General features: G+C 67.0%; 25 protein-coding genes and 1 pseudogene. 10 read left to right on the top strand and 16 right to left on the bottom strand.

Annotated elements, in window-relative coordinates; translation table 11 throughout:
- Positions 1–26: 26 nt before the first annotated feature.
- On the bottom strand, positions 27–1,526 hold the full coding sequence (locus M1L58_RS07565) for a GMC family oxidoreductase (RefSeq protein ID WP_248658398.1): 1,500 nt from the start codon (positions 1,524–1,526) through the stop codon (positions 27–29).
- A 227-nt stretch (positions 1,527–1,753) separates the two neighbouring features.
- Positions 1,754–3,256: a PAS domain S-box protein gene (locus M1L58_RS07560; protein WP_248658464.1), complete on the bottom strand. Its 1,503-nt coding sequence runs from the start codon at positions 3,254–3,256 to the stop codon at positions 1,754–1,756.
- Between the two features lie 207 nt (positions 3,257–3,463).
- Here M1L58_RS07560 and M1L58_RS07555 point away from each other — a divergent pair, with 207 nt between their 5' ends.
- The 6 genes from M1L58_RS07555 to M1L58_RS07530 all read left to right on the top strand — a co-directional run bounded on the left by M1L58_RS07555 (position 3,464) and on the right by M1L58_RS07530 (position 8,676).
- The gene (locus M1L58_RS07555) at positions 3,464–4,639 is read left to right on the top strand and encodes a flavin-dependent monooxygenase (protein ID WP_248658397.1); all 1,176 of its coding nucleotides are present in this window, start codon (positions 3,464–3,466) and stop codon (positions 4,637–4,639) included.
- 62 nt (positions 4,640–4,701) lie between these two features.
- Positions 4,702–5,064 carry a hypothetical protein gene (locus M1L58_RS07550; RefSeq protein WP_248658396.1) on the top strand — a complete coding sequence of 121 codons (363 nt, stop codon included), beginning with the start codon at positions 4,702–4,704 and terminating at the stop codon, positions 5,062–5,064.
- A gap of 86 nt (positions 5,065–5,150) precedes the next feature.
- The gene (locus tag M1L58_RS07545) at positions 5,151–6,428 is read left to right on the top strand and encodes an aromatic ring-hydroxylating oxygenase subunit alpha (RefSeq protein ID WP_248658395.1); all 1,278 of its coding nucleotides are present in this window, start codon (positions 5,151–5,153) and stop codon (positions 6,426–6,428) included.
- On the top strand, positions 6,421–6,918 hold the full coding sequence (locus tag M1L58_RS07540) for an aromatic-ring-hydroxylating dioxygenase subunit beta (RefSeq protein WP_248658394.1): 498 nt from the start codon (positions 6,421–6,423) through the stop codon (positions 6,916–6,918). Before M1L58_RS07545 ends, M1L58_RS07540 begins: the two co-directional genes overlap by 8 nt.
- A gap of 14 nt (positions 6,919–6,932) precedes the next feature.
- Complete coding sequence (locus M1L58_RS07535; protein ID WP_248658393.1) at positions 6,933–7,685, top strand: SDR family NAD(P)-dependent oxidoreductase; 753 nt, start codon at positions 6,933–6,935, stop codon at positions 7,683–7,685.
- Positions 7,686–7,725: 40 nt separating this feature from the next.
- Positions 7,726–8,676, top strand: a complete 951-nt coding sequence (locus M1L58_RS07530) for a PDR/VanB family oxidoreductase (protein WP_248658392.1) — start codon at positions 7,726–7,728, stop codon at positions 8,674–8,676.
- Between the two features lie 12 nt (positions 8,677–8,688).
- On the opposite strand, the gene M1L58_RS07525 is transcribed toward M1L58_RS07530, so the two are convergent.
- From M1L58_RS07525 to M1L58_RS07515, 3 genes are all read right to left on the bottom strand, one after another.
- Complete coding sequence (locus M1L58_RS07525) at positions 8,689–9,321, bottom strand: response regulator transcription factor (RefSeq protein ID WP_248658463.1); 633 nt, start codon at positions 9,319–9,321, stop codon at positions 8,689–8,691.
- An 11-nt stretch (positions 9,322–9,332) separates the two neighbouring features.
- Positions 9,333–9,575 carry a hypothetical protein gene (locus M1L58_RS07520; RefSeq protein ID WP_248658462.1) on the bottom strand — a complete coding sequence of 81 codons (243 nt, stop codon included), beginning with the start codon at positions 9,573–9,575 and terminating at the stop codon, positions 9,333–9,335.
- 63 nt (positions 9,576–9,638) lie between these two features.
- Positions 9,639–10,934, bottom strand: a complete 1,296-nt coding sequence (locus M1L58_RS07515) for an amidase (RefSeq protein ID WP_248658391.1) — start codon at positions 10,932–10,934, stop codon at positions 9,639–9,641.
- A gap of 158 nt (positions 10,935–11,092) precedes the next feature.
- Here M1L58_RS07515 and M1L58_RS07510 point away from each other — a divergent pair, with 158 nt between their 5' ends.
- From M1L58_RS07510 to M1L58_RS07500, 3 genes are read left to right on the top strand one after another with little or no spacing between them, the layout of a single operon-like run.
- The gene (locus tag M1L58_RS07510) at positions 11,093–12,550 is read left to right on the top strand and encodes an MFS transporter (protein ID WP_248658390.1); all 1,458 of its coding nucleotides are present in this window, start codon (positions 11,093–11,095) and stop codon (positions 12,548–12,550) included.
- Between the two features lie 39 nt (positions 12,551–12,589).
- Positions 12,590–13,762: a flavin reductase family protein gene (locus M1L58_RS07505; protein WP_248658389.1), complete on the top strand. Its 1,173-nt coding sequence runs from the start codon at positions 12,590–12,592 to the stop codon at positions 13,760–13,762.
- Positions 13,759–14,322 (top strand): nuclear transport factor 2 family protein, encoded by a 564-nt coding sequence (locus tag M1L58_RS07500; RefSeq protein WP_248658388.1) that lies wholly within the window; start codon positions 13,759–13,761, stop codon positions 14,320–14,322. Before M1L58_RS07505 ends, M1L58_RS07500 begins: the two co-directional genes overlap by 4 nt.
- 89 nt (positions 14,323–14,411) lie before the next feature.
- Here M1L58_RS07500 and M1L58_RS07495 read toward each other — a convergent pair whose 3' ends face one another.
- The 6 genes from M1L58_RS07495 to M1L58_RS07470 all read right to left on the bottom strand — a co-directional run bounded on the left by M1L58_RS07495 (position 14,412) and on the right by M1L58_RS07470 (position 20,359).
- A complete protein-coding gene (locus M1L58_RS07495; RefSeq protein WP_248658387.1) occupies positions 14,412–14,774 on the bottom strand; it encodes a hypothetical protein in 363 nt (120 codons plus the stop codon).
- Positions 14,775–14,969: 195 nt separating this feature from the next.
- Complete coding sequence (locus M1L58_RS07490; protein ID WP_248658386.1) at positions 14,970–16,760, bottom strand: acetyl/propionyl/methylcrotonyl-CoA carboxylase subunit alpha; 1,791 nt, start codon at positions 16,758–16,760, stop codon at positions 14,970–14,972.
- Between the two features lie 210 nt (positions 16,761–16,970).
- Complete coding sequence (locus tag M1L58_RS07485; protein ID WP_248658385.1) at positions 16,971–18,506, bottom strand: condensation domain-containing protein; 1,536 nt, start codon at positions 18,504–18,506, stop codon at positions 16,971–16,973.
- Positions 18,503–18,952 (bottom strand): SufE family protein, encoded by a 450-nt coding sequence (locus tag M1L58_RS07480; RefSeq protein ID WP_248658384.1) that lies wholly within the window; start codon positions 18,950–18,952, stop codon positions 18,503–18,505. The genes M1L58_RS07485 and M1L58_RS07480 overlap by 4 nt, the downstream gene beginning before the upstream one ends.
- A gap of 13 nt (positions 18,953–18,965) precedes the next feature.
- Positions 18,966–19,862: a sulfurtransferase gene (locus M1L58_RS07475; protein WP_248658383.1), complete on the bottom strand. Its 897-nt coding sequence runs from the start codon at positions 19,860–19,862 to the stop codon at positions 18,966–18,968.
- Positions 19,863–20,053: 191 nt separating this feature from the next.
- Positions 20,054–20,359 carry a hypothetical protein gene (locus M1L58_RS07470; protein ID WP_248658382.1) on the bottom strand — a complete coding sequence of 102 codons (306 nt, stop codon included), beginning with the start codon at positions 20,357–20,359 and terminating at the stop codon, positions 20,054–20,056.
- Between M1L58_RS07470 and M1L58_RS07465 the strand changes: the two genes are divergently transcribed.
- Positions 20,358–21,083, top strand: a complete 726-nt coding sequence (locus M1L58_RS07465; RefSeq protein WP_248658381.1) for a metalloprotease — start codon at positions 20,358–20,360, stop codon at positions 21,081–21,083. The genes M1L58_RS07470 and M1L58_RS07465 overlap by 2 nt on opposite strands.
- 493 nt (positions 21,084–21,576) lie before the next feature.
- On the opposite strand, the gene M1L58_RS07460 is transcribed toward M1L58_RS07465, so the two are convergent.
- The 5 genes and pseudogenes from M1L58_RS07460 to M1L58_RS07440 all read right to left on the bottom strand — a co-directional run bounded on the left by M1L58_RS07460 (position 21,577) and on the right by M1L58_RS07440 (position 26,355).
- Positions 21,577–22,272, bottom strand: a complete 696-nt coding sequence (locus M1L58_RS07460) for a Maf family protein (protein WP_248658380.1) — start codon at positions 22,270–22,272, stop codon at positions 21,577–21,579.
- Positions 22,273–22,275: 3 nt separating this feature from the next.
- Positions 22,276–22,512, bottom strand: coding sequence for an acyl-CoA carboxylase subunit epsilon (locus M1L58_RS07455; RefSeq protein WP_248658379.1), 237 nt, complete (start codon positions 22,510–22,512; stop codon positions 22,276–22,278).
- Between the two features lie 11 nt (positions 22,513–22,523).
- Positions 22,524–24,152, bottom strand: a complete 1,629-nt coding sequence (locus M1L58_RS07450) for an acyl-CoA carboxylase subunit beta (protein WP_006359257.1) — start codon at positions 24,150–24,152, stop codon at positions 22,524–22,526.
- A gap of 190 nt (positions 24,153–24,342) precedes the next feature.
- Positions 24,343–25,443, bottom strand: a pseudogene (locus M1L58_RS07445) (LLM class flavin-dependent oxidoreductase).
- A 144-nt stretch (positions 25,444–25,587) separates the two neighbouring features.
- Positions 25,588–26,355 (bottom strand): GntR family transcriptional regulator, encoded by a 768-nt coding sequence (locus tag M1L58_RS07440; RefSeq protein WP_248658378.1) that lies wholly within the window; start codon positions 26,353–26,355, stop codon positions 25,588–25,590.
- Between the last annotated feature and the right edge of the window lie 41 nt (positions 26,356–26,396).

Raw genomic sequence — 26,396 nt, 5'->3', positions numbered from 1 at the left:
CTCTCCTTGATAGGGCGTGCCGGCGGTCAGCGCGCGGCGATCAGTTCGGCGGCACGCTCGGCGATCATGGCCGTGGGCGCGTTGGTGTTTCCGGTTGTGACAGAGGGCATCACCGACGCGTCTGCGATCATCAGATTTGTCACTCCGACTGCACGGAGGTCAGGTGATACGACCGCACCGGGGTCGGTGCCCATCCGGCAGGTACCGGCCTGATGATGGTAGGTGTTGACCGCGCGACGCACCCATGCGGCGAGTGCCTCGTCGCTGTCGTCGACGTCGGGGCCGGGAAGCACGGGGTATGCGCCCCACTCATCGGCGAGCGGCCCCTGGCGGCCCACCTCGCGGCACTGACGTACGGACCTGATGAGTGCAGTCAGGTCTCGCTCGTCGTCGAACAGGTTGAAGTCGATGACGGGTTCCGACGCGGGATCGGTGTCGCGCAAGGTGACGCTTCCGACGCTGTGTGGTCGGATGAGACCGGCGTGCAGAGTGAATCCTGATGCGGGGCCGGACATTCCCTCGTCGTAGTAGAAGGGGACGCTGAAATTGATCGGCTGGGTGTCGGGTACCGGCAGGGTCGGATCGCTCTTCCAGAACCAGTGGGTCTGGGTCACCGGCTGGAAGGGCTGTGGCGGATCGACCGGTCGTTGCGTACCGAAGATCACGGGAACCAGGAAATGGTCCTGGAGATTCCGTCCGACGCCCGGTACGTCAGCAAAGACCTCGATGCCGTGTGCGCGGAGTTCGTCGGCCGGCCCGATCCCGCTACGCAGCAGAACAGTCGGCGACCCGACCGCACCGGCACACAAGACCACGAGTGCAGAGGACAATTCGCGATGATCGCCGTCCCGGTCGATGATCCGCGCGCCGGTGACCACCCCGTCGGCCACGATCAGCGAGTGGACGAGTGCCTCGGTCTCCACGGTCAGGCGCGGATGATCGAGTACGGGACACATGTAGGCAGCCCACGTCGAAAGACGTCTCCCGTCACGGAGATTGAGCTTCATCCGTGAGACGCCCTCTTGGTCGCCCGAGTTGTAGTCGGGGTTGAGCGGAAGCCCGTGGGAGACGGCTGAATCGAGAATGCCCTGTTGGATCGGTGACAGGTTCGGTTCGACGCTGTCCATCAGGCCGTCACCGCCTCGTGCGCTCTCGAGTCGTTTGAACAGCGGGGAGACCGACTCCCAGTCCCATCCGGTGTTGCCCGCGGCCGCCCACTGGTCGTAGTCCCACGGCGAGCCGTGCACCCAGATGGTGCCGTTCAACTGGTTGGAACCGCCGACGACCTTGCCGCGGGGAACGTGCAGCCGCCGGTTCATGGCACGTGGCTGCGGCGCCGAGAAGTAACCCCAGTCCTCGGGTCCCAGCCAGAGCTCGCCGACGCGGGCGAGATCGTGGATCGCGGGGTTCGTGTCGGTTCCGCCGGCTTCGACGAGTGTGACGGACAGACCTGCGTCGAGCAGTCGTCGTGTCACCACAGAGCCGGCGGTGCCGGCACCGAGAACCAGTACGTCGGGGCTGTGCATGGATCCTCCTTGACGCGAACGCGAGCCGGTCAAGGAGTCGCGGCGCCCACACAAGGGGATTGCCCGACCCGACGCGTGATACGGCCCGCAGGATGCGATATCGATGATGGGGGAGACGTGACCACGCTGTCTGTCTCGGTAGTGGCGGCGAAACCGCTGGTCATAAGGCTATGCAGCGCGCCGACGCGGCGCCACTGGGTCTTGCCAACGCAGGTCTACGGGAATCTTTACCCGATCGGGCGATCCACACCTGTGTCCGTCGCTGCCGCGAGCGGCAAAGTCACCAGCACCGCCGTCCCCGACGGTTCGTTCGGCAGGTAACGGATCGTGCCGCCGTGCCGCTCGACAATGTGTTCGGAGATGATCAGCCCGATGCCCGAGCCGTCCTGCTTGGCCGAGAAGGCGCCGGACGCAAGCCGATCGGTGGGTGCGCCGGTCATGCCGCGGCCCTGGTCCCGGATCCACACCGAGGCCAGTCCGTCGGCCTCGCCGGTCTGGATCGAGAGTTCTTTGACCTCGGTCGTCGGACGGACGATCTCGTCGAGTGCGTTCACGCAGAGATTGATGATGACCTGACCGATGAGCACGCTCTCGCCCTGGATGGGTAGGTCGCGGTCGGGGATCTCGGCGTAGACGCGCACGCTCTGCTCGGCCGCGCGCAGTCGCACGAAATACAGGCTCTCCTCGACGGTCTCGTTGAGGTCCATGAGGGTCGCCGTACTCTCGATGCGTCGCACATAGCGGCGGACCGACGCCACGATGTCGGCTGCACGGTGGAGTTGCTTCTCGATCTGGTCGATGCCGTACGCGAGGCTGCGGGCGTCGACGGTCTCGGCCGAGACACGGGCCTTCAGACCGCTGAGGTAGTTGGTCGACGCCGCGAGCGGTTGACCGAGCTCGTGGGCCAGGATCATGGCCATGTCGCCCATCGCGTGATAGCGACTCAGGTACTGGAGGTTGGCCTCCTGGTAGGCGTTGCGTCGTTCCCATTCGACCCGGTCGGTCACGTCGCGGACGGTCAGTACCCGCGACCGGATGCCGTCATGGGCGACGATCTCGAGTTCGCCAGCCAGCCACACGGTGCTGCCGTCGTCCTTGATGATCTCCTGCTGGATCTCCACCGAGCCCGCACCGTCCGTCAGACGTTCGACGACGGGATCACTGGTGAGTCGCGGCTCGCACCGCCCGAGGTCTTCCAGATGGACCCCCGACAGTTCGGCGGGGGTACGGCCGAACAGCTTCGCGGCCAGCGGTGAGATGTCGTCGATGCAGTTGTCGTCGTCGAGCACGACGATGCCGGCTGACGTGTGGGTCATGATGCGCTGCAACGACTCCGACACCCACGTGAGTTCCTCCTGCAACTCGACCTCGTCGGAGATGTTGCGGAACTCGACCATCACGACCGGCCCGTCCTCACAGTGCACGAGGGTGGCGCGCGCATCGGTGAGGAATTCGGTGCCGTCCCTGGCGCGGTACTTCCACTGTTTGCGACTCGACCCGTGGACCACCGCCGACTGGAGCCACGCCACCCCGACCTCCCGACGGTACTGACGTTCCTGGGCGCTCATGTGATGCGCCTTCAGGGGCTTCAGCTCCTCGAGGGTGAACCCGAAGATGCGGCAGGCGGCCGGGTTCGCCCACAGGATGTTCTTCGAGCTCGCCTCGTGGATGAGGATGCCGGTTCCGGTGTGGAGGATCATCTGCTCGAAGTCCCGACGAGCGGGGAACATCGCCATCACCACTCCTTCGTCCGTGTTCGGCATTCACCCCAGCCAGGATTCCACCCAGCCGACCTTCGCCCCCGCCACGATGCCATGCAGGTGACGACACGCAAGTAAGGAATTGCTTACCCACGACGCGGGAAATCCCGATACCGCGTCCGACTCCACGTCCCTAGTGTCGATGTGGAGATCGAGAGTCGATTCCGAACGGAGGCAATGATGACCGCGGAGAGCCTGACCGAACGGGTGTGTGCGGAACCGGTGGGGGCGGCACGCGACGCGGCCTTCGATCATGCGCTCGACGTACTCCGGGATCGTCGCGACGAGTTCAACTCGCAGCGGTATGTCCCCGCCGACTACATCGCGTTGCTGAAACGGACCGGCATGTACCGGGCCTCGACGCCCGCGGTGTTCGGGGGTGAGCCGATGGCTCCGTCGGACTTCATGTCGCTGGTCGAGCGGATCTCCGCCGTCGACCCCGCCACCGGCTGGGTGTCCAGCTTCGGGTCGTCGCTGGTGTACTTCGCCGCACTCCCGGCCGAGACGCAGCGGAAGATCTACGCGCACGGACCGGACATCGCCTATGCGGGCGGACTCTTTCCGATGCAGGAGGCCCAGAAGGTCGACGGCGGCTACCTGTGCACCGGCGTCTGGCAGTTCGCGAGCGGCTGTCGCGGCGCCGACCTCATCGGCATCGGCCTCGCCGGCGGACCCGAGACCGACGGCAAGCCGCTGACGGCACTGGTCGATCCGGCCGACGTGGAGATCGTCGAGAACTGGGACGTCGCCGGGATGAAGGCGACGGGCTCGCACGCCGTCCGCGCCGATCGGGTGTTCGTGCCGGAGGAGATGACCTTTGTCCGTGGCGGCGTGCCCCAGATCGACGAACCGCTGACCCGCTACCCGGCGCTGGCGTACGCCGCCCAGGTGCTCGCGGTGGTGACACTGGGCGCCGCCCGGGGCGCGGTCGACTACGCGATCGAGGTCGGCGCCGCGCGGACCTCGATCACCGGCGGCGCCAGCAAGGGCAACCGGCCGGCCTACAAGAGCGGCCTCGCGGTCGCCGAGGCCGAATTGCGTTCGGCACGGGCGTTCTTCTACGAGAGCACCGACCGGGTGTGGGCCAAGGCCATAGCCGGACAGCCCATCTCGACCGACGATCAGGCGCTGCTGAGGTTGAGCGCCACCCACGCCGCGCATGTCGGACGCAGTGTCGTGCTGCAGGTCTTCGATCTCGCCGGGACCGGCGCCATCTACGAGACCCATCCACTCCAGCGGTTCCTGCAGGATGCGCTCGTGCCCGCCCAGCACGCCATGTTGCAGACCAACACCTACGAGGCCGCCGGTGCCCTGCTGCTCGGTCTCGAGGCCGGAATCCCCAGCTTCCCCTGACATCCACACATCGGCCCGGCATCACGCCACACGTCATCTCGACCCCGAGGAGTGCACCACCCATGACCGACGAACCGTTGCGCACGCTGTTCTGCGTGGGAAACAACCAGAACTTCTTCGACCTGCCCAAGGCCGACATCGGGCCGGTGTGGGAAGCGACGATGGAGTTCCTCACGGGTCTGAAGAACCTCGACGGCGTCGACATCATCGGGACCTTCGACGACGACGCCCACATGGTCGGGCCGTCGGATGGCTGGCCCTGGACGTTCTACGTCCTCGCCGACGTGCGCGACCAGCAGACCGTGCAGGCAGCGTGCAACCTGCTGCGCACCACCATGGTCGGCGAGTACGCGCTCTGGAAGTACTTCAAGGTCGAGGCTCGGATGGGCCGAGCTCTCACCATCCGCGACGACGTTCCTTCATGACCGTCGCCTCCTGACCGTCGCCTCCTGACCGTCGCCTCCTGACGCGGCAACCGAACCCGACCCCCCGACCACACGAAGGAATATCGATGACCACCATCGAGCGGCCGACCCGCGGCTTCGCGGACCTCGCCGAGAAGGACCGCGTCGCCGGTCAGCTCTACACCGATCCCGAGATCTTCGCCGAAGAGATGCGCAAGATCTTCTACCGCACCTGGGTGTGGGTCGCGCACGAGAGCGAGGTCCCCGAGGCGGGCTCGTTCAAGACCACCCAGGTCGGTGATCAACCGGTCATCGTGACCCGGGATCGCAAGGGCAACTTCAACACCCTGCTCAACCGGTGCCGGCACCGCGGCGCGACGGTGTGCGACCAGCGCAGCGGCAAGGCGAACGGGTTCACCTGCCCGTACCACAATTGGTCCTACACCCTCGACGGTCGGCTGCGTGGCATCCCGTACCCGGACGGGTACGAGGGCGTCGTCGAGAAGAACGACTTCCCCCTGCAGAAGCTGCGCACCGAGAGTTATCTCGGCATGATCTTCGCGACGTTCAACCAGGAGATCGAGCCGCTCGAGGATCATCTCGGCGACGCCAAGATCTGGATGGAGCGATTCCTCAAGCAGTCCAACGGATTCCCCACCAAGGTCCTCGGCAGCCACAAGTTCCGTTTCAAGGGCAACTGGAAGATCCAACTCGAGAACACCACCGACGGTTACCACTTCCCGATGGTGCACAAGTCGTGGATGGCTTCTGTGGACGCCGAGACCGCGAACATGATGTCGTTCATGGACGACCCGGCGGCGGAGACGCACGCACTGGGCAACGGGCACAGTGTCGCGATCATGGCGGCGGCGCACGCGGACCTCGACATCGACGACGGCAGTGAGGAGATCCAGCCGCGGTTCCAGCACCTGGTCGACGAATTGGCCGAGGCCGGTGAGAGTCCCGAGCGCATCCGCCGCTACATGCGTTCCATGCACGGCTGTGGGTTCAACCTCAACATGTTCCCGAACATCGCGATGTCGTCGTCGTTCTTCCGGGTCCTCATCCCCATCAGCGTGGACGTCACCGAGGTGTGGCACATGGCGATCGGCATGGACGGCGGGCCGGAGAGCATCAACCGAGAACGCCTGCGTATCCACGAACACTTCCAGGGCCCCTTCGGGTTCGGAAGCCCGGACGATGCGGAGGGGTGGGACCGGGTGCAGATCGGTGCCGGGGGCAACCCGAACATGCCGATCCTGGTGAATCGCGGGGAGAACCGTGAGTACACGACCGAAGAGGGCTGGCCGACTTCGCATGTCACCGACGAGACCGGCATGCGTGAGTCCTACGGCATGTGGAAGAAGATGATGAGCGATGACTGAACTGCACACCTTCAACGACCCGCGCGTCCTGCGCGCGATCGCGCTCGTGTGGAAGGAGGCCGAACTCCTCGACGCCAAGGACTATCCGGCGTGGGAGGCCCTCTACACCGACGACGCGCACTACGTCATCCCGATCGATCCCGACACCGACGACTTCGACTCGTCGCTCAACATGGTGTACGACGACAAGCGGATGCGCCGGCTGCGCGTCGAGCGGATGATGCAGGGGTACGCGCCATCGGCGGTCGCCGCGGCGCGGACGGTGCGCGTCATCTCGCGTTTCACGGTGTCCGACGTGAACGACGACACCGTCATCCTGCGTTCGGCGCAGATCCTCAACGCGTTCAAGCGTGACACCTTCTCGACGATCGGCGCCGAGCTCACCCACACCATCGAGCTCGGACCCGACGGGACGGACCGGATCAGCCTGAAGGTGGCCCGCCTCATCGACAGCGAGGACGCCGTCAGCGCCTCGGGATACCTGGTGTGAGGGCGGGAGTGGACATGGAGTCGACCACCAAGGGGATCGCGGTCGTCACCGGTGCTGCCGGCGGGATGGGTTCGTCCATCGCCCGGCGATTGCACCGGGACGGTCATCGCGTCCTGCTCACCGACATCGCGCTCGACGCGGCCCAGGAGATCGCCGACGAACTCTCGCCCGACGGGTCGACCGCTCGGGCGGCGGTGCTCGACGTCGCGCACCGGCAGAACTTCGTGGACGCGCTGGCGCACGTGCAGTCGGTGTGGGGCACACCGACGATCGTCGTCAACAATGCCGCCCTCACCCAGGCGGCCGAGCTCATGACGATCGACGAGCCGGACTTCACGCGCGTGCTGAACACCAACGTCAACAGCATCTTCTTCGGCTGCCAGGTGTTCGGGGCCGCGATGGCCGACGAGGGCTACGGCCGCATCGTCAACATGGCTTCGCTGGCCGGTCAGAACGGCGGCACTGCCACCGGCGCGCACTACGCCACGTCGAAGGGCGCGATCCTCACGGTCACCAAGATCTTCGCGAAAGAGCTTGCGGCGAAGGGTGTCACGGTCAACGCGATCGCGCCGGGACCCCACGACCTTCCCGTCGTGAAGGCGACCGTGCCGCCGGAGAAGCTCGATGCCGTGATCGCCGGCATCCCCGTCGGCAAGTTGGGCAGCCCCGACTTCATCGGGGACATGGTCGGCCTGCTGACCGCCGAGAACGCCTTCTTCGTCACCGGTGCGTGCTGGGACGTCAACGGCGGGCTCTTCGTTCGCTGACCGCACCATCCGAATCACCCGTCATCACCAGGAGCACACCATGGCCCTCACCGACGTCGTCGTCTCCGCGATCGTCCAGGAGACCCCGAGCATCAAGACCTTCTACTTCTCGAAGCCCGACGGCTCGTCGATGGGGGAGTACACGCCGGGTGCGCACATCGACGTCGTCGGACCGACCGCCATCACCCGGCAGTACTCGCTTTGTAGTCGTCCCGACGGCCGGGAGTCGTTCGCCGTGGCGGTCAAGCGCGAGGACCAGTCCCGCGGCGGGTCGGCGGCACTGCACGAGCTGCGTGTCGGTGACCGGTTGCAGATCAGCGAGCCGCGCAACCTGCTCGGGATCGACTCCACGGCAACGCATCACGTGCTGGTGGCCGCCGGTATCGGGATCACGCCGATGCTGAGCATGGCGCGGTACATGGATGTGCACGGCATCAGCTTCGAGTTGCACTACTTCGCCCGCACGGCCGAGGACGCCGCGTTCCTGCCGCTGTTGCGCGAACGCTGCCCGGAGAAGCTGCACGCGCACATGGGGGTGGGTCGCGAGGCGCACGGTCCGATCCTGACCGCCGCGCTACACGCGGCGCCGCAGCACTCGCACGTCTACGTCTGCGGTCCGGACGGTTTCATGACCAAGGTCCGGGAACTGGCCGAACGTTTCGTCCCGGCGGAGGCGGTCCACTTCGAGAACTTCCACGCCACCGACCAGCCGGACGCATCGGCGAATTCCGCGTTCGACGTCGAGCTCGACGGGGAGACGTACCACGTGCCGGCCGACCGGAGCATCGTCGAGGTCCTCGAGGACAATGGTTGCGACGTCGACACCTCGTGTCAGGAGGGCATCTGCGGGACCTGCATCATGCAGGTCCTCAGCGGTGAGCCCGAACACCGCGACAACGTGCTGACCAAAGCCGAGCGCGAATCCGGCGAGGTGATGGCGGTGTGCGTCTCGCGGACCACCGGCGCGAAGCTCGTGCTCGACTACTACTGACCCGCCGAACTACTACTGACCCGCTGAGGGAGGGGTCGGCACCTCGACGTCGAACCGCAGGATGTCGCGCACGAGCGTGCTGATGCTGTCGGCGTCGGTCTTGCTCTTGATCCGCGCTCGATGCACGTCGACCGTCTTCACGCTCATGTCGAGCCGGCGGGCGATGTTCTGGCTCGGCAGTCCCTCGACCACCAGCGCGAGGATCTCCCGCTCCCGCGGGGTGAGCAGTGCGACCTTCGATTCCACCGACCGCTTGTGCTCGTGGGTGCGGAACCGTTCGACCGCCTTCTCCATGCCGGCCTGGACCGCGTCGAGGAGCCGCTGCGGATCGTAGGGCTTCTCCAGGAAGTCCATCGCGCCGGCCTGCAGCGTGGACACCGACATCCGGATGTCGCCGTGGGCGGAGACGAAGATGATGGCGACGTGCGGCGCGAACTCGTTGAGCTTCTCCTGCAACCGTGGACCGCTGATCCTCGGCATGCGGACGTCGAGCACGATGCACGCGGGGGTGTCCCCGGAGTACTGCGCGAGGAAGTCGTCGGCACTGTGACAGATCCGCGGCGAGATCCCGATGCTGCCGAGCAGCCAGTCAACCGATTCGCAGAGTTCCGGATCGTCGTCGACGACATACACCGTCGCGGTCATGTCTGCTGCGGTCACACCCACGCCGCGTCTGCCGTCCAGTAGTTCATACCGACGGCACTGACCTGATGCCGCCACTCCGAGGTCCGGTTCAGCCAGGGTTCCTCGCGCCGGACCGACTCGTCGGCGGCTTCCGGGCCATCGGCTTCGACGGTCCAGTGCACCCAGTTGACCTCCCGGCCGTACTCGTCGTGCACGAACAGGTCGACATGGTGCCAGCCGTAGTTGAAGGTGTCCTCGTAGCACGTGAGGAACATCCGGTGATGTGTCTCGGGACGTGGTTTGATCGTCAAGGCAGATCTTCTCTCTTCCAACCGGACTCAGGCCGGAACGACCGGATGGGACCGGAGCTCGGTCTCGAGGACTGCGGCGACCTCGAACAGCGCCGACTCGCGTCCGGGCAACCCGATCACCTGGAGGCCGAGGGGCAGCCCGGCGTCGGTGGTGGCACCGGGCACGACGACGACCGGACATCCGAGGAGTTGCCATGGACGGCTCAGCACCGGCGATCCGGTGGCCGCGAGACCACGGGGGGCGGGGCCGGGTGCGGCGGGACCGACGATCACGGAGTGCTCGCCGAGGGCCTCGGCGAGCAGATCGCGAGACCGGTCACGTCGGATGAGGGCTGCCGCGTGCTCGGCGGCGCCGACCGCGCGGCCCGCGTCGACGAGTTCGCGGAGAGCCGGACTGAGTGCGGTGGTGTGTTCCCGGACGACACCGTCCAGCGTTCCGGCCGCCTCATGGGACATCACCGTCACGTGGTCGTCGGCCAGGGTGCGGACATGATCGTCGAATTCGAGCGCCCGCGTCTCGACGCCCGCTGCGTCGAGCAGCTCCGGCAACCGGTGGATCAAGTCCGACATCGCGGGGTCGATCGGATGCAGATCGCTCCCGCCCCACACCACCACGGTCCGGACGGTGGAACGTCCCGGCACCATCGGTGAGCGACCCGAGAAGGCGGAGTACACGTACTGCAGGTCGGCGATGTCCCGCGTCAGGATGCCCAGCGAATCCAGCGACTCGCTGAGCCCGGTGACGCCGGACAGGTCTGTCGAGCCGTGCGCGAGGACCAGGCCCGCGGCACCGCAGTACGCGGCCGGACGGGTCAGCGAACCCGCGGTCTGCGTACCGAGCGCGACCGGGATGACGCCTGCACCGACGGCGGCCGCCGATCCGCTCGACGACCCGCCGGGAGTGTGCTCGTGCTGGTGCGGGTTACGTGTCGGTCCGGGCGCGAAGTAGCCGAACTCGGTCGTGACCGTCTTGCCCTGGATCACCGCCCCGAGTTCGCGAAAACGGCTCACACAGGGTGCATCCGAAGCAACCGGTGACGGCGACGTGGTGGGCGAACCGGCACGGGTCGGCAGCCCGGCGACGTCGATGAGGTCCTTGACGCCGAGGGAGACACCGCGCAAGGGTCGACGACCCGGCATCGCATCCTGGCGGCGGGCGTCGTCGACGACGGTCGGGGACAGCTCGACCCACGCGTGCAGGTCGGTGTCGGTACGAACGATCTCCGCACGAACCTGTTGCGCGAGACCTTCCGCCGACACCACCTTTTCGTGGACCGCGGTCGCCTGCTCACTGATGGGCTGTTTCCAGTAGGCCGAACTCACCGTTCCTCCTTCTTGTGTTGGCACCAGTCTGCCCTCTCGCGCGTCGCGGCGACAGTAAAGATTTCCCTCGTATCGCCGTAGGCGCGTGGGGCCATAGCGTCGATGTCAGCCCTTCGAGATCCAGGCGTCATCTCAGCCCGCCAGCCCAAGGAAACGCAATGACCATCAGAGAATCCGAGGTGGCGACTCCGTCGTCATCGCCGGCCGCCACCGAGCGACGAATCGACCTCAGCCGCATGTCGAGACGCGCGTGGATCGTCACCGGCATGCTCGTCCTGTTCCAGATCATCGCGTTTGCCGACAAGGCGGTCCTCGGTCTGGTCTCGGCCGATGCCATGCCGGAACTCGGCCTGACGCCAACCGAATTCGGATTCATCGGTAGTGCGTTCTTCTTCCTCTACGCGATCGTGTCGGTCGTCACCGGGTTCCTGGCATCGAAGATCTCGGTGAAGTGGATCCTGTTCGCGATGGGCGTCACCTGGGCGGTCATGCAGTTCCCGATGTTGCTCGGTGGCGGCGCCGCCTTGCTTCTCGTGACACGAATCGTGCTCGGCGGTGCGGAGGGTCCGGCCACGGCCATGTCGCTCACCTCCGCACACACCTGGTTCTCGCCGACACGACGCGCGCTGCCGTCCAACCTCATCGCCGCCGGGTCCACCCTGGGCCCGGTCTTCGCGGCACCGTTGCTCGCCTGGGTCATCGCCGTGTGGGGCTGGCGCTGGGCGTTCGGTGTTCTCGGGATCATCGGTCTGGTGTGGGTGATCGCCTGGTGGGCGATCGGCGCGGACGGCCCCTACCGGCCCAAGAAGACCGCGTCGCCGGACGAGCCCGCGCTCGACGCCGACGAGTCGGTGACCGACACGAAGGAGGTCGCGACCTCCGGGGTCGACGAGCAGAAGCCGGTCGTGATCTGGCGGGCATTGCTCAGCGTGGCTTTCCTGTCCGCCGTGGTCGGCGGGGCGTCGAACTTCTGGGTCCAGGGCTTCCTGACGACCTGGCTGCCCCAGTACCTCGGTACCGTCGTCGGACTCTCGCTCGGTGAGGTCGGCGCGATGACGACCGTGCCGTGGGTGGTAGGAGCGCTCGTACTGCTCGGACTGGGTGCGCTCGGGCACCGGATGATGCGTCGCGGGAGCTCGGCCCATCTGGCGATCGCCGTTCCGTTCGGCTGCGCCGCGGTGTTGGCGGGCTTGTGCTTCATCACGATCCAGGCGACGTCGGGGATCACCGCGGTCGCACTGCTGTGCCTCGCCGGCGGATGCAGCCTGGCGTTTCCGATGACCGCCACCGCGATCGGTTACGCGGTCGGCGCCCGGCAGCGGCCCATCCTGATGGCGACTCTCGGCGGTGTGGCGTCGCTCGGCGCCGTCATCTCGCCGATCCTCGTCGGACGGCTGATGACCGACGCCGGGTACACCTCACCCCCGAAGGGCGAGAAGCCCAGCGCGGAGATGGCCGCGAACATGGCCGACGGCGTGCATCAGGCCTTCACCATCACCGGGATCGTCTTGCTCGTCGGCGGCGCGCTCTGCATCGCCTTCCTCCGGCCGGAGCGACTCGGCGCGACTCTGCAGAAGCGCTACATCAAGGAGCCGGCCGAAGCCCCGGCCGGCTGACCACAAGACCGCAGCGACGATTCGATTTCAGGAGAAGCCATGACCGACAACGTAATCAGTGCCATCGATCCAAGCATCTTCCGGAATGTGATGGGGCACTATCCCACCGGCGTGGTGGTGGTGACCGGACGCGAAGACGACGGATCGGTGCTGGCCATGGTCGTCGGGACCTTCAGCTCGGTCTCGATGGACCCGCCGCTGGTCTCCTTCATGCCGATGAAGACCTCGCGCACCTTCGAGAAGATGCGGAGCTGTGAGTCGCTGTGCATCAACATCCTCGGGGGTGAACAGGAGGACGTCGTGCTCACGGTCGCGCAGCGGTGGGAGAACAAGCTCGAGGGCATCGAGTGGTTCTCGTCGCCGTCCGGGGACCCGGTGTTAACCGACTCGGTGGCCTGGATCGACACCCGCATCCGCAACGTCGTCGAGGCAGGCGATCACTGGATTACGCTCTGCGAGGTGCGGGACCTGGCCGTGACCAACCCCGTGGCACCGCTCATCTTCTTCCAGGGCGGCTACGGCAGCTTCGTGTCGACGTCGCTGATGGCCAGGATGGACCACGAGATCCTGCCGACGATCCACGCCGCGCACGCGGCGCGCCCGCAGGTCGAGGCGCTGGCGGCGTCCGTCGGCTGCGAAGTCTCCGTCCTGACGGCAGTCAGTCGCGATGAGATGGCGGTGGTGCTCTCGGCCACCGCCCCGGGCGTCGACCGTGAGGAGGGCCTGGCGTATCGCATCCCGATGGTGCCCCCGATCGGGGACACCTATGTCTTCGACCAGGACGACGAGATCCGCGAGCGGTGGCTGGCAAAACTACGGAACGCCGACGACGATGTGCGACAACTGCATCGGGACAGGCTGGAGTTCGTCCGGCAGCACGGGTATCTGGTGTCCTTCCTGCCCGAGGAAGGCTCGACCGCCTACGAGGAGATGCGGGCGGCCACGAAATCCTATGAGCGGGGACGGTTGACGCCGTCGCAGGAACGAGAGATCTGTGAGTCGATCGGGAAATCGCCTGTCGACTACCGGATCCGCGACGTACGGTCCGATCAGACCTACGACGTCGGTTCCCTCGTGTTGCCGATTCGGGATGCTCGCGGCGGCTACTCGATGACGCTCCGGCTGTCGCAGCTGCCGCCCGGTGTGGGCGGTGCCCAACTGGAGGCCTGGATCGCGCAGGCCCGCGCGGTGGTAGAGGTGCTCGGGCGATGACCGAAGCGGACATCGATGCCCGGATCGCCACCCTGGTGGCCCGCGTCGAAACGCTGGAGGCCGAAGCCGACATCCGTCGGCTACAGGCTCGATACATGTTCTTGTGTGACACCCCGTGTCCCGAACCCGGTCTCACGAACGACGCGGAGCGCATCGAACGCATCCTCGACCTCTACACCGACGACGCGGTGTGGGAGGGGGTCGGCGAGTACTACGACGGACAGTTCGGACGCGCGGAGGGCAAGCAGGCGATCCGCGAGCACTTCCAGCGCTTCTGGGGCGAGAAGCGTGACCCGGAGCTGCTGCTCAACGCGCACTACCTGACCTCCGAGCAGATCCACCTCGACGGTGACGAGGCGCAGGGTCAGTGGATTCACATGCAGCCGTGGCTGTTCGGTGACGGGACGGCGCTGTTGCGCTCGAGCCGACTGAACAACGCCTTCCGCAAGGACGACGGTCGCTGGCGGATCACCCGAACCCGCACCGAGAACGTCTTCATCGCTCCGCTGCCGACGGGATTCGCCGAGAGCTACCCGTCGTCGTCGGTGCTGATGGGCTGAGTCGACGGTGGGGTACCGGCCCCCAGACCCCGGCACGAGTCGGTCATGCGCCTAACGCCCCACCACATCGCCAGGCCATGATCCCGCTCTCAGCGAACTCCGTGCGAGAGCGGTTGCTCGACAACAAGTCCGAGCGCACCCTCGGCGAATCGCGACGCCGGTCCGATCGCGGCGTCGAGCGCCTCGTCGTAGCCCTCGCGCGCTTGACCCCACAGTCGGCCCGAGTCGCCGTACGGGGTCACCCCGATCAGCGCGATGAGCTCACCCGTTGTGGGGATGCAGATGGCCCACACGAAGTGGGTCTCGGACTCCCAGTCGGCGTTGGCTTTCGCGACGTAGTCACCGGGGGCGTCGACCCCGAGAAGAGACAACGCCGGGACGTCGGTGATCCGGTCGTCCGCACGAAGCGAGCGCAGATACCACGCCCCGGCGTTGATCTCGACTGGTTGCACGATGTCCCTTCGATACGCTCGCGCCCGCTGTTCCTGAGATGCAAACGAGGGTGCCGACCACTGCTCCCTGAGGTGCGAGCGAAGCGAGCCTCGAAGGCCGGCGAGGCTGTCTCACCAGGCCTTCGTGGCTCGTCGCTTGCGCTCCTCGCACCTCAGGCGGCGGGGGTGGTTCCTCGCCGCTCAGACGGCGAGGGGTTACTTCAGCTCGAGCAGAACGGTGCCCTGGGTGACCGCGGCGCCGGCTTCGATGGCCAGGCCGGTGACCACGCCGTCCTTGTGGGCGGTGACCGGGTTCTCCATCTTCATGGCCTCGAGGACGACGACCAGATCGCCGGCGGCGACCTCCTGGCCCTCTTCCACGGCGACCTTGACGACGGTGCCCTGCATCGGTGCGGCCACGGCGTCACCGGAAACGGCTGCGCCGCCGCCCTTCTTGCGCGAGCGGGCCTTCGGCTTCTTGCGGATGACACCGTTGGTCGAACCGCCGCCGCCACCGAGGGCGAGATCGCCCGGCAGCGAAACCTCGACGCGGCGTCCGCCGACCTCGACCACGACCTTCTGGCGCGGTGCGGCGTCGTCCTCCTCGATCGGCTGTCCACCGGTGTACGGCTCGATCGGGTTCTCCCAATCGGTCTCGATCCACTTGGTGTAGACGTCGAACTTCTCGCCGTCGCCGATGAAGGCGGGGTTGGAGACGATGTGGCGGTGGAACGGGATGACCGTGGCCAGACCCTCGACCTGGAACTCGGCGAGCGCGCGACGCGAACGCTCGAGTGCCTGCTCGCGGTTCTCACCGGTGACGATCAGCTTGGCCAGCATCGAATCGAACTGGCCGCCGATGACGTCGCCCTCGACCACGCCGGAGTCGACGCGGACGCCGGGGCCGGTCGGCTCCTTGTAGACCGAGATGGGGCCGGGGGCCGGCAGGAAGTTGCGGCCGGCGTCCTCACCGTTGATGCGGAACTCGAAGGCGTGGCCGCGCGGGGTCGGGTCCTCGGTGAACTCGAGCTTCTCGCCGTTGGCGATGCGGAACTGCTGGCGCACGAGGTCGATGCCCGCGGTCTCCTCGGTGACCGGGTGCTCGACCTGCAGGCGGGTGTTGACCTCGAGGAACGAGACCAGGCCGTCGTTGCCGACCAGGAACTCGACGGTGCCCGCGCCGTAGTAACCGGCCTCGCGGCAGATGGCCTTGGCGGACTCGTGGATCTTGGTGCGCTGCTCGTCGGTCAGGAACGGCGCCGGGGCCTCCTCGACGAGCTTCTGGAAACGACGCTGCAGCGAGCAGTCACGGGTGCCGGCGACGATGACGTTGCCGTGCTGGTCGGCGATGACCTGGGCCTCGACGTGGCGGGCCTTGTCCAGGTAGCGCTCCACGAAGCACTCGCCGCGACCGAAGGCGGCGACGGCCTCACGGGTCGCCGACTCGAACAGTTCGGGGATCTCCTCGATGGTGTAGGCGACCTTCATGCCGCGGCCACCGCCACCGAAGGCGGCCTTGATGGCGACGGGCACGCCGTGCTCTTTGGCGAAGGCGACGACCTCATCGGCGTCCTTGACCGGGTCCTTGGTGCCGGGTGCCATCGGGGCGTCGGCCTTGAGGGCGATGTGGCGGGCGGTGACCTTGTCACCGAGGTCGCGGATCGACTGCGGCGACGGTCCGATCCAGATCAGCCCGGCGTCGATGACGGCCTGGGCGAAATCGGCGTTCTCGGACAGGAAGCCGTAGCCGGGGTGGATCGCGTCGGCACCGGACTTGGCGGCGGCGTCGAGGATCTTGTCGAACACGAGGTACGACTCGGCCGAGGTCTGGCCGCCCAGTGCGAACGCCTCGTCGGCGAGCTTGACGAACAGTGCGTCCGCGTCGGGCTCGGCGTACACGGCGACGCTCGCGAGGCCCGCATCCCGGGCTGCGCGGATCACGCGGACAGCGATCTCGCCACGGTTGGCGATGAGGACCTTGCTGATTGCGGAAGAGGTACTGGGCACTTGTTCTCCTGGGCCTTACTCGTACTCAGGTGTTCGCAGCGCGGGGCTAGCGCGCGACACGGTTGTCGGACAAACGGTCAAGACGGGGGGGTACACCCTCGTCGACCGGGATGCGGACGGCTCGGGCGATGGACGACGCCGGGAGTCCAGCATCGCGACCTTCCGGCCAATACCCTAGCCCACCGAGCAAACGTTCGGTGGAGCCGTGGGTCACAACGCCGCGGAGAATGTGCTCGCATCACCGAGCCGACGGACGAGTTCGGCGAAATTGTGCAGGTAGGCGTGCACGGGACCGATGGTCGGGTCGATGTCACATGCCTGTGCGTCGGGCGGAAAAGGTGACGCATCAGGCATCAGGGCCGCGGCTGCCGGAATGTCGGTCGACGACTCGTCGACGCCGAGTTCGCGGAGCGGTGACTCGCGCGGGAAACGGGCCGAGTAACGCAAACCGGACGGGGTCCGGTTGATCCAGATGTAGACCTCGTGCGGCGAGTAGCTGTGGCTGCGGATCACCTTCGCGCGCCCGGCGTCGGCGGCCCCGGATCCCGGGGCATAGCGGGTGTCGATGAACGAGATGACGAACCGCGGCTCTCCCTGATGACCGATCAGTTCCGCCACCCGGAGGAACGGCAGCGCGGCGCCCTGACGGCCGCGCTTGAGGACGGCGGTGGAACGGGCGACCGCCTGATCGAACGTGGGTGAGTCGGACATGTCGACCCAGAACGGTGCGACGCCGACGAACCAGCCCAGGGACGTCAGCCACTGGGTGTCGTTGCGAGTGTGGCGGGGCAACACACAGCGGAAGTCCGCGTCGCCCGTCATCTCGTGATGGACCATCGCGAACGCGGCGAGGATGCCGGCGGTCAGCGTTCCGCCGGCTTCCGAGCAGATCGCGGTGAAGCGATTGGCCGTGGCGTCGTCGGCGATGACACCCCACAGCGACTCCTGCGGGATCGTCGTCTCCTCGAGGTACTCGCGGTCGGCGTTCTCGACGTCATCGGCGTGTGAGCGCAGCAGGGCGGGCATGTCGCCGGCGCCCGTGCGCAGGAACTCCGACCACAGGGCCACCGCCGGATGGTCGCCGCCGGTCTGGTCCGCGAGGCGTCGTTCCTCGGCGCTGAAGTCGACGTAGCTGCCGACCTCGGGCAGGTTGGCGCTGCGGTGTTCTCGAGCCGCACGATACAGCGAGACCAGCTCCTGTTGGGCCATGATCAGCGAGTACCCGTCGACGAGGGAGTGGTCGGCAGCGAACAGCAGTGTGAACGAATCGGCCCGGCCCACCGTCGCGAACAGGTAGGCGGGCCAGTGCAGCGGTGCGGTGGCACGGTCGAAGGAACCGCCGAGTTGTTCGACGAGCGGCCCGGACTCGCGGAACCAGCCGATCCGGCCCATCTTGAGTTTCACGGTGCCCGGGTCGGTGGTGAGCCGCTGCAAGCCGGTGCCCTTGATCACCACATGGCTGCGCAGCACCTCGTGGCGGTCGATCCACTGGGTCAGCACCGAGCGGATCGCCGGGATCGACAACGGCTCGTCGAACTCGATCGACAGACCAAGCCACGCCTCGCGGCCGCCCTCGCGCTGCGTCTGCATGCGGTACTCGAAGGCCGCACGTAGGTGCTGCTCGTGGTTGTGCGAGGTCAGGCGGGAGTCGTGATCCCACGCTCCCAGTCCGCCGGGGACATAGGGAGTCCACTCGACGAGCCCTCCCGGGGCGATGGGCTCATCGCGGATCTGGATGAACTTCATGCCCCGGGTGCGTCGGACCCGGAATCGGAGGTCTGATTGCGAACCTGCGCCTTGATCCGGCCGAGCATGCCCGCCATACCCCGGAGACGGAGCATGCTGACCACGCTGCCGAGGCCGAGGTCGTAGTAGAAGTCCGACGGGACGTCGAGGATCTCCTGTGCCGAGGCGGTGTCGAGTCCCTGGTGCAGGATCGCCGCGAAGCCGCGCGTGGTCGGTGCCTCGCGCGGCGCGGTGAAGTACAGGCGTACCGATTCCGGATCACCGGCATCGACGGACAGGAACACCGGTGACTGGCACTCCGGTACCGGTTCCATCGCTTCCTGCTGCAGATGCTCAGGGAGGTCGGGGAGTTCGTCGGCGAACTCCAGGAGCAAGGTGATCTTGTCCGAATCACCAAGCGCGGCAAAGTCATCGACGATCTCGGCCAGGGCTGCGGGCAAACTCATCGTCGATCAGGGCTCACTTGGAGCCGGGTGCGGCACCCGGCTCGTCGCCGACCGCGATGGGCACGCGCACCGCGTTGCCCCACTCGGTCCACGATCCGTCGTAGTTGCGAACCTTGGTGTACCCCAACAGGTGGGTGAGCACGAACCAGGTGTGGCTGGACCGCTCGCCGATGCGGCAGTAGGCGATGGTCGGGGTGTCCTTGTCGAGGTCGCCGTAGATCTCGTCGAGCTCGGTGCGCGAACGGAACCGGCCGTCCGGTGCGGCGGCCTTGGCCCACGGGATCGACACCGCGGTGGGGATGTGGCCGCCGCGCAGTGCGCCCTCTTCGGGGTAGTCGGGCATGTGGGTGCGTTCGCCGGTGTACTCCTGCGGCGAGCGGACGTCGACGAGTGGCTCGGTGCCGAGCACCTCGAGGACCTGCGGGGCGAAGGCGCGGATCTTGGTGTCGTCGCGCTCGACGACGGGGTAGTCCGACCGCGGGTACTCGGGGACGTCGAAGGAGGTGTCGCGGTCCTCGGCCATCCACGCGTCGCGACCGCCGTCGAGCAGGCGCACGTCCTCGTGACCGAACAACGTGAACACCCAGAGTGCGTAGGCTGCCCACCAGTTGGACTTGTCGCCGTAGATGACGATGGTGTCGTCGCGCTCGATTCCCTTGCTGCGCATCAGTTCTGCGAACTGCTCACCGTTGATGTAATCGCGGGTGACCGGATCGTTGAGGTGCAGGTGCCAGTCGATCTTCTGCGCGGTGGGGATGTGGCCGATGTCGTAGAGCAACACGTCCTCATCGGATTCGATGATCTTGAGGCCCTTCGCGCCCAGGTGAGCCGACAGCCACTGAGTGGTCACCAACCGCTCGGGGTGGGCGTACTCGGCGAAGGCCGGATTCGGGTCGGTTTCAACACTCACGGTCTGTTCTCCAGCTTGGTGCGTTCGGGCGTCTCGACATTCATCGCGCGGACCGTGACCGGTCCCGGAGATAAAGGGTAGGGCATCGCCCCGCGGGACCGCCCGGTGGCAGATCGGGTGCGGTCTGTGGTGCCCGACCGGGCTGTGCTTCGGTCGGATGACAAACCGCAGGTCAGTGGGGTGGTTGCCTGCTAAGTTCGCCCAATGATCGATCGACGTGGGGCTCGGGTGGAGCGCCGGAGTGTCTCGCGACTCATGCGGTGGGGTGTCCCGCTGGCGGCGGCCGTGCTCGCCGCGACGAGCGGATGTTCGCTCATCTCCGCCGACGACTCGTCGAGCCGAGCGTCGTCGTCGACTTCGTCCGCAGAGCCGGGGTCGCCGACCCCGAGTTCGCCGTCGCGGTCGAGGATCCCGTCGTCGACGCCGAGCAACGCCGACCCCACCCGGTGCAGTCTCGACGACTGCCCCGAACTGGTGACACCCTCGGCGGAGCTCATGACCAGCGGGGTGAACTCGTCCAACGTCGACACCGCGGTACCGAAGTACCTCACCACGCTGCTCGACGACCTCGACCAGACCTGGGGCGGCTGGTTCGGCGAACTCGGCTGGGGCGACCCCGCGCCGGGACGGGTCCTCATCGAGTCGGGCACCACCTTTGCCACCGAATGCATCGACGAGGACGGGGCGTCGAACCGGATAGCGTCCGACGAGGCCAACGCCTTCTTCTGCGGGGTCGACGAGGAGCCCAACGGTGAGGGGCAGGAGACCGAGGGCAGCGTCGTGCTGCCGGTCGACACCTTCGCCGCCATCTGGGACGGGAACGTCTTCGGGGTGCCGTCGCCGATCGTCGGGGACTTCACCGCCGCCATCGTCGTCGCCCACGAGTACGGGCACAACGTGGTCTTCCGGATGGCGGAGGCCTTCGACATCCCGGAACGACGCCTGCCGCAGGGCAAGAACAGTGAGCTGGTCGCCGACTGCCTGGCCGCGAACTGGGCCGCCACCGCCTATCAGCGTGACGGGTTGGGACCCAGGGAGATCCTGCAGGTCGCGACGCTGCTCCCGATCATCGGCGACACCGGCGGGGCGACGGGACACGGCTCGGCGGTCGAGCGTGCGCGAGCGCTGACCATCGGACTCACCGGCCCGAAGTTCAATCGCCAAGGTCAGCCGGTGGACTGCCTGCAGCGGTACTGGCCGGAGTTCTTCGAGGTCGAGTGACGCCGAATGAGCGGGTACGGAATGACGTCGCACGCGACATCAGTCCGGCCGTTCGATTTCGGCCGAAGTCGTTCCCTCAGATTGATGTCGCGCGCGACATCGATCGCCGCGCAGCGGGACCCGGGAGAATGCGGCACGGCGGCGCGAAAATCTCGTCCCCCTGAGCGGCTTTCGAGGGCAATATGCCCTCGGATGGTGCTCACGGGGACGAATTTTTCGTCAGTTCACCGGGCCGTACTGGTCGAGTGGTTCGAGGTGCGCTGACCCTTCGAGGCTCGCTGCGCTCGCACCTCAGGGAGCGAGGGGGACGCTGCGCTCGCACCTCAGGGAGCGAGGGGGACGCTGCGCTCGCACCTCAGGCAGCAGAGCTGTGTGCGTCGCGCTCTTTCGGATCAGGGAGCGAGTGGGAGCGCTCGCTCGCACCTCGGGAGCGGCATCGCCGCGGATGGACGAATGCGGAATGACGTCGCACGCGACATCAATCTGGGTGGGCTCAGTGCAGCCAGAAGTCGGTGACCGACAGCTCGACCTCGGTCAGCAGGCGCTGCACGAGTGGTAGGCCGATCCCGATGACCGACGACGGGTCGCCGTCGATGCGCTCAACCAACCAGCCGCCGAGGCCGTCGAGGGTGAAGGCACCCGCGACCTGCAATGGTTCGCCGCTGTCGACGTAGCGCGCGATCACGTCGTCGTCGGCGTCGGTGAAATGGATCGTCGTGGAGGAGGTCCCGGTCGCAGTGGCGGAATCGTCGCCGGGGCTCAGCCGGATCAGGTGATGGCCGGTGAGCAGATCGGCGCTGCGCCCGCGCATCTCGCCCCACTGGGCCAGTGCGCGTTCGGGGGTGTGCGGCTTGCCCAGCAGACGATCGCCGAGAAGCAGCATCGAGTCGCAGCCGATCACCACGACCGTCTCGCCGTTCTCGACCGCGCCGGCGATGTCCGGGAGCGCGGCGACGGCCTCGGCCTTCGCGCGCGCCAGTGCGGCGACCACGGCATCGGGGGGAGTGCCGGGCGATAACTGGGCCAGCACCGCGTCCTCGTCCACGTCCGAGACACGGACCACCGGTTCGACACCCGCGGCACGCAAAACCCGAAGACGGGCGGGGGACGCGGACCCGAGCACGAAGACCGGGCCGGCGGTGGCCGGCCCGGTCTCGTGTGTGTTCGACCCGATCTGGGAGTCAGGCACGTGTCAGTAGCGCATGTTGGTGAAGCTCGACGGTGCGCCCCACTGCGGACGCAACCGGTCGACGGGCCGGCCCCAGTCGTTGCGGATCTCCGGTTCCGGCTCGCCCCCACCGGCGCCCGCGCCGGCCAGGACGCTCACCAGAACGGCGAGGTCCTCGTCGGTCGGGTTGCCGTTGACGACGGTCAGGAACGGCTTCTCTGCCGCCTTCTCGGTGCTCTCGTTCACGGATGCCTCACTCACGCCGCTCTCGCTCACAGGGGGATGTTCCCGTGCTTCTTCGGCGGCAGGTTGACCATCTTGCGCTCGAGCAGCTTGAGCGCGGTCGCGATCTGGCCGCGGGTGTGGCTCGGCGGGATGACCGCGTCGACGTATCCGCGGGCCGCGGCGACGTACGGGTTGACGAGGGTGTCCTCGTACTCCTGCTGCAGCTCGAGGCGCAGTGCGTCGACGTCCTCGCCCTTCGCGGCGGCTTCCTTGAGCTGGTTGCGGTAGACGAAGCCGACGGCGCCGGAGGCGCCCATGACGGCGATCTGCGCGGTCGGCCACGCGAGGTTCACGTCGGCGCCCATGTGCTTGGAGCCCATGACGTCGTATGCGCCGCCGTAGGCCTTGCGGGTGATGACGGTGATCTTGCCGACCGTTGCCTCGCCGTAGGCGTAGAGCAGCTTGGCGCCGCGTCGGATGATGCCGCGGTACTCCTGGTCGGTACCGGGCAGGAAGCCGGGCACGTCCACCAGGGTGACGATCGGGATGTTGAAGGCGTCGCAGGTGCGCACGAAGCGGGCGGCCTTCTCCGAGGCGTCGATGTCGAGGCAGCCGGCGAACTGGGTCGGCTGGTTGGCGACGATGCCGACGCTGCGTCCGTCGACGCGGCCGTAACCGACGATGATGTTCTTCGCGTAATCGGCCTGGATCTCGAGGAATTCGTCGTCGTCGAGGATGCGACGGATGACCTCGTGCATGTCGTACGGCTGGTTCGGCGAGTCCGGGATGAGCGTGTCGAGCTCGAGGTCCTCGTCGTTCAGGGTGTCCTCGATGGACCCGGCGGCCGGCTGCGCGACCGGCAGGCGAGGTGCGTCGGCGCGGTTGTTGCTCGGCAGGTAGCTCAGGAGCTCCTTGACGTACTCGAGCGCGTCCTCCTCGTCGGAGGCGACGTAGTGTGCGGTGCCCGACTTGGCCATGTGGGTGGTCGCGCCGCCGAGTTCTTCCTGCGTGACCTCTTCACCGGTGACGGTCTTGATGACGTCCGGGCCGGTGATGAACATCTGGCTGGTCTTGTCGACCATGACCACGAAGTCGGTCAGTGCGGGCGAGTACACATGGCCGCCGGCGGCGGCACCCATGATCAGCGAGATCTGGGGGATGACACCCGAGGCGCGGACGTTGCGGTGGAAGATCTCGCCGTACAGGCCGAGGGAGACCACGCCCTCCTGGATACGGGCGCCGGCGCCGTCGTTGATGCCGATCAGCGGGCGGCCGGTCTTGATGGCCAGATCCATGACCTTGACGATCTTCTCGCCGTAGACCTCACCGAGGCTGCCGCCGAAGACGGTGGCGTCCTGCGAGAAGATGCAGACCTCGCGGCCGTCGATCGTGCCGTAACCGGTGACCACACCGTCTCCGACAGGTCGACGCTCGGCGAGACCGAAGTTGGTGCTGCGGTGCTTGGCGAGCGCGTCGAGTTCGACGAACGATCCCTCGTCGAGCAGGTGGGTGATCCGCTCGCGGGCGGTCAGCTTGCCCTTCGCATGGGTCTTCTCGACGGCGGCCTCGCCCACGGGGTGCTTCGCCTCTTCGAGACGATTGCGCAGATCGGCGAGCTTCCCCGCTGTCGTGTGGATGTCGGGAGCGGCGGAATCGTCGCGTGAAGCTGTGGTCATGACTGTCGATGCTAACTACCTGAGTGTGAGCCACGTCAACCGGATCAACGTGAGATATCCCTCAGGTTCCCGAGCGATCGGTCGGTGGCGGTCTGTTTGTCCGTTTCTCGGTGCCCTCGGGTGCCTCTGAGCTGGACGGACGCGGTCCCGCGCGGGTCGGCGGACGACCTGCGCGAGACCGCGATCCGACTCACACCGCAGCGAGGTGACTGACGCGCGGTGCCACGTTCTGCATGAAGGCGGAGACGTCGGTCGTGTAGTCGGGGAACGACAACACGCTGCGGTCTACGCCGGCGACCTGGTCGAGATCGTGGAGGAATGCGGCGATGCGGTCGTAGGAGCCGACGAGGTGCGGGTGGAACAGGCAGGAACCGGTGACGACCGCGGCGCGGGTCGGGTAGTCGAAGTCGATGTCGAGCACCTGGCGGCGCTCCTGGGTCTGGATCTTCGCGGACATCCCGGTCGGGTCGCCGGCGGCTGCGGCGCGGAGCCCGTCCGCGGCCTCGACGTCGGTGTCGGCGGCGAACGACTGCACCATCTCCACCGCCTCGGCATCGGTGGGGGCGGTGATGATGCCGTACAGCGCAGCGGTCCCGACGTCGCGCCCTGCCCGCGAGGCGACGGAGACGAGGTCGGCGCGTGCCTTGGCGACCTGGTCGAAGTCACCCAGCGCGAAGTTCACGTCGGCGCGGTTGGCGGCAGCCTCGATCGACCGCGGGGACTGACCCGGGATGACCACCGTGACCCCGTGACGCGGTGTCGGCTGCACGAGGCAGTCGTCGAGCCGGAAGTGTTCGCTCTCTTACGTCATCCGTCCGGTCTCCCAGAGGGTCCGCAGGATGTGGACGTACTCGTCGACGTATCCGTAGCGCTTGCTCGGGTAGTCCTCGCCCGGCCACAGACCCATCTGTGCGTACTCACTGCGGTTCCACCCGGCGACGATGTTGATGCCGAACCGGCCGCCGCTGGCGTCGTCGTAGGTGGCGGCGATCCGGGCGGCCATCGCCGGATGGACCGGCGGTGCGCCGACTGAGCCCCAGATCTTGATGGTCGACGTCGCGCCGATGAGCGGTCCAACGACCGCGAGCGGGTCCTGGGCGTAGTCCCAGAAGCCGCTGCCCTCGGAGCCGTAGCCGCGGAACTTGGACATGGTCAGCACGAATTCGTAGCCGGCGGCCTCGGCGTCGACCGAGATCTGTTTGTTCAGTTCATAACTCGGCATGTACTGCGGGGAGGCCTTGGACAGGATGTAACCGTTGTTGACCGTCGGGAGGAAGACGCCGTACTTCATCATCGAGACTCCTGGGGTGAGGTGAGCGGGAGAAGATCGCCGGGGCGTTCTGAGATGAAGGTAGGAATCCGGTGTTTCGTGGACCGTTCCGACGGCGTAAACGAACTTTGCGCCGGTGCTCGCGCCCTCTACCTGCGACGATGCTCAATCCTGCATCGTGACTGCCAGCGGGTCGGTGACGAAAGACGTCCGGTCGGCGCGGTAGTGGTCGAAGGACACCTGCAGCGGACGCCCGTCTGCATCAGAGAACACCTGGGTCCGGCACAACACCGGCGAGCCTTCGGCGATACCGAGTTGTTCGCTCGTCCGGGCGTCGGCAGCCGCGGCCGTCACCTCGGTCACCACAATCGCGATGGGCGCCGGAAAGTGCAGGGAGGACACAGAACCCATCGTGACCGGACCCGAGTACGCGCCGAAGTCGAACGTGACCTCCGCGGAGAAGTAGGCGGTCCGGACCCCGATCACCTCGCCGTGGCGTCGGATCAAGATGTCGAGGAGCCGGACGGATTCGTCCTCCGTCGCCAGACATGATCGGAGGAACTCGGTCGTCGCGACCGTGCGCTGATCGAGGATCTGCAGCGAGATCTCGGGGTCCTGCCACGACCTGTCCACGGTGTCGGAGATCTCGAGCCGCGCATGTCGCGGATGGACGATGGTCCCCACCCGGGGTCTCCGGACGAGAAGACCGTCCTCGGCGAGCGACCGGAGCGCGGCGCGGACCGTTCCGCGGCTCGGGCCGAGTTCGCTGACGAGCGCGTCCTCGGCGAGTTGTGCAGACTCCGGCAGATGGCCCGCGCGGATCGACGCCGCCATCATGTCGCGCACCCATCGCACGGTGGAGTGGCGGCCTCGAGCCGATCCGCCGTGCATCCGTGGGTGTTTCGAGGGCTGGGCGAAGACATCGACATCCATGTGCGCACACTAGGGACCATTTGCTACGCAAACGTTTCGGC

The sequence above is a fragment of the Gordonia sp. C13 genome, assembly GCF_023218005.1.
Lineage (GTDB): Bacteria > Actinomycetota > Actinomycetes > Mycobacteriales > Mycobacteriaceae > Gordonia > Gordonia namibiensis.
Note: the sequence above shows the minus strand (reverse complement) of the source record. Positions and strands in the feature narration are given on the sequence as shown.

Bases quoted from the DNA above. Each gene is read 5' to 3' on its own strand.
- M1L58_RS07565 (WP_248658398.1), bottom strand. From the start codon at position 1,526: ATGCACAGCCCCGACGTACTGGTTCTCGGTGCCGGCACCGCCGGCTCT.
- M1L58_RS07560 (WP_248658464.1), bottom strand. From the start codon at position 3,256: ATGTTCCCCGCTCGTCGGGACTTCGAGCAGATGATCCTCCACACCGGA.
- M1L58_RS07555 (WP_248658397.1), top strand. From the start codon at position 3,464: ATGATGACCGCGGAGAGCCTGACCGAACGGGTGTGTGCGGAACCGGTG.
- M1L58_RS07550 (WP_248658396.1), top strand. From the start codon at position 4,702: ATGACCGACGAACCGTTGCGCACGCTGTTCTGCGTGGGAAACAACCAG.
- M1L58_RS07545 (WP_248658395.1), top strand. From the start codon at position 5,151: ATGACCACCATCGAGCGGCCGACCCGCGGCTTCGCGGACCTCGCCGAG.
- M1L58_RS07540 (WP_248658394.1), top strand. From the start codon at position 6,421: ATGACTGAACTGCACACCTTCAACGACCCGCGCGTCCTGCGCGCGATC.
- M1L58_RS07535 (WP_248658393.1), top strand. From the start codon at position 6,933: ATGGAGTCGACCACCAAGGGGATCGCGGTCGTCACCGGTGCTGCCGGC.
- M1L58_RS07530 (WP_248658392.1), top strand. From the start codon at position 7,726: ATGGCCCTCACCGACGTCGTCGTCTCCGCGATCGTCCAGGAGACCCCG.
- M1L58_RS07525 (WP_248658463.1), bottom strand. From the start codon at position 9,321: ATGACCGCGACGGTGTATGTCGTCGACGACGATCCGGAACTCTGCGAA.
- M1L58_RS07520 (WP_248658462.1), bottom strand. From the start codon at position 9,575: ATGTTCCTCACGTGCTACGAGGACACCTTCAACTACGGCTGGCACCAT.
- M1L58_RS07510 (WP_248658390.1), top strand. From the start codon at position 11,093: ATGACCATCAGAGAATCCGAGGTGGCGACTCCGTCGTCATCGCCGGCC.
- M1L58_RS07505 (WP_248658389.1), top strand. From the start codon at position 12,590: ATGACCGACAACGTAATCAGTGCCATCGATCCAAGCATCTTCCGGAAT.
- M1L58_RS07500 (WP_248658388.1), top strand. From the start codon at position 13,759: ATGACCGAAGCGGACATCGATGCCCGGATCGCCACCCTGGTGGCCCGC.
- M1L58_RS07485 (WP_248658385.1), bottom strand. From the start codon at position 18,506: ATGAAGTTCATCCAGATCCGCGATGAGCCCATCGCCCCGGGAGGGCTC.
- M1L58_RS07480 (WP_248658384.1), bottom strand. From the start codon at position 18,952: ATGAGTTTGCCCGCAGCCCTGGCCGAGATCGTCGATGACTTTGCCGCG.
- M1L58_RS07465 (WP_248658381.1), top strand. From the start codon at position 20,358: ATGACCAGCGGGGTGAACTCGTCCAACGTCGACACCGCGGTACCGAAG.
- M1L58_RS07470 (WP_248658382.1), bottom strand. From the start codon at position 20,359: ATGAGCTCCGCCGAGGGTGTCACCAGTTCGGGGCAGTCGTCGAGACTG.
- M1L58_RS07450 (WP_006359257.1), bottom strand. From the start codon at position 24,152: ATGACCACAGCTTCACGCGACGATTCCGCCGCTCCCGACATCCACACG.
- M1L58_RS07440 (WP_248658378.1), bottom strand. From the start codon at position 26,355: ATGGATGTCGATGTCTTCGCCCAGCCCTCGAAACACCCACGGATGCAC.